Source organism: Nocardioides sp. OK12 (assembly GCF_024341885.1).
GTDB classification, from domain to species: domain Bacteria; phylum Actinomycetota; class Actinomycetes; order Propionibacteriales; family Nocardioidaceae; genus Nocardioides; species Nocardioides marinisabuli.
The window spans coordinates 1-1488 of record NZ_BNET01000025.1 but is presented as its reverse complement, the minus strand read 5'-3'; the positions used below and the strand labels follow the sequence as shown (position 1 = coordinate 1488).

Genomic DNA, 1488 nt, shown 5'->3' with positions numbered 1-1488 from the left:
ACGTTTTTACTATGTGTAAATACGCGTTATAACCGTTTAAAATCAATGCACTAATTTGCTATATTATAATATTAATTAGTAGTATAGGGAATTTCTTGATAAGAGTGGATTATTGGTGGATAGGAGTGGTTTCATTCTAAATTAGGAGATATAAAAAATTTATATAAGATAATTCGTTGTGATATAAAAGACTCTCAAATAATAAAAATAAAAAAAATTATAGAAAAAAAAGAAATTATAGAGCCAATTGAAGAGATAACATTTCAAGGAGTGTATATATCAGGATAGTCGGAATAACGTCGAGGGAATCCTGCTAAACCTAGAAAATGATGAGGGAAAAAAGTTATATTTACTCCGATAAATATTGAAGTAAATTGGATTTTTAGTCATAGTTTATTTATTGATAATCCAAAAATTAGAGGGTATCAGTGGATAAACCCTGCGATAATAGCAAATACTGCCCCTATAGATAGAACATAGTGAAAATGGCCAATTACATAATAGGTATCATGAAGAATAATATCTAAGGATGAATTAGATAGAATAATTCCAGTTAATCCTCCTATTGTAAATAGAAAGATAAATCCTATTCTTCAAATTATAGCTGGTGAGAATTGGATTTTTGACCCATAGATAGTTGCAAGTCATCTAAATACTTTAATACCAGTAGGAATAGCAATAATTATTGTTGCTGAAGTAAAATAAGCTCGGGTATCAATATCGAGACCAACTGTAAATATATGATGAGCTCATACGATAAATCCTAAAAGACCAATAGCTAGTATAGCGTAGATTATTCCTAATGAACCAAAAATTTCCTTTTTTCCTCTTTCATTAGTGATAATATGGGAAATAATTCCAAATCCTGGGAGAATTAAAATATATACTTCTGGATGGCCAAAAAATCAGAATAAATGTTGGTATAAGATAGGGTCCCCGCCTCCAGTTGGATCGAAAAAGGATGTATTAAAATTTCGATCTGTTAAAAGTATAGTGATTGCGCCAGCTAAAACAGGTAAAGATAAAAGTAGTAAGAATGCTGTAATTAGGACTGATCAAGAGAATAATGGTAAAAAATTTAATGAATGAGTTTTGACATGTATATTTAGAATTGTTACAATAAAATTAATTGCTCCTATAATTGAGGAAATTCCTGCAATATGAAGAGAAAAAATTCTTAGATCTACTGAAGGAGAATTATGTCCAATAATGGATGATAGGGGCGGATAAAGAGTTCATCCTGTACCAACACCCCCCCCAATAAAGTTTCTTATAATTAGAAGGAATAATGAAGGAGGAAGAAGTCAAAATCTTATATTATTTATTCGGGGGAATGCTATGTCTGGGATACCTAATATTAATGGGATTAATCAATTTCCAAATCCTCCAATTATAAAGGGTATAACTATAAAAAAAATTATAATGAATGCGTGAGCAGTAATAATAGAATTGTAAATTTGGTCATTATTAATTAGATTGCCGGGGGAT

Annotated in this window: 2 pseudogenes; both read right to left on the bottom strand. The window is 30.0% G+C overall.

Annotated elements, in window-relative coordinates:
- Positions 1 to 263: 263 nt before the first annotated feature.
- A pseudogene (locus OCU29_RS20155) lies at positions 264 to 581 on the bottom strand (cbb3-type cytochrome c oxidase subunit I).
- A 168-nt stretch (positions 582 to 749) separates the two neighbouring features.
- A pseudogene (locus OCU29_RS20150) lies at positions 750 to 1046 on the bottom strand (cbb3-type cytochrome c oxidase subunit I).
- Between the last annotated feature and the right edge of the window lie 442 nt (positions 1047 to 1488).